1 pseudogene is annotated in these 352 nt (G+C 35.8%); it reads right to left on the bottom strand.

The window, feature by feature from the left end:
* Positions 1-110: 110 nt before the first annotated feature.
* A pseudogene (locus tag FJR06_RS06845) lies at positions 111-352 on the bottom strand (hypothetical protein); the annotation flags it as partial.

The following is a 352-nucleotide window of genomic DNA, read 5'->3' as shown; positions in this document are numbered from 1 at the left end:
TGATTTTACCAAGGTTATTCCGTTTAATTTACCTTTGGGGGTTAAAGTCCCCTGCTTCTACAAGCAGCGGGTTTTGCGTCGGGGTAAAATCCCCGTTGCAAAACGTAATTCTAAATTCTAAATTCTAAATTCTGCATTCTTTTAATTCTATCAGCTTTGGCACTGTTTCCTTTAGCGATAGATTTATGAAAAACTGACCTGATTTTGCTGCGTTTAACTTGTTTCGCTGTTCTATAATCAGTTTCTTCTGTTTGGATTTTACCAAAATTATTGCCTAAAAATCTAGCACCATCGTTAGATGATGTAGCATAAACTTCTGTATAACCTCGGTCACATCCAATTATTTTACCTT

The sequence above is a fragment of the Dolichospermum sp. UHCC 0352 genome (assembly GCF_009711925.1).
In the GTDB taxonomy this organism is placed as follows: Bacteria; Cyanobacteriota; Cyanobacteriia; order Cyanobacteriales; family Nostocaceae; genus Dolichospermum; species Dolichospermum lemmermannii.
Note: the sequence above shows the minus strand (reverse complement) of the source record. Positions and strands in the feature narration are given on the sequence as shown.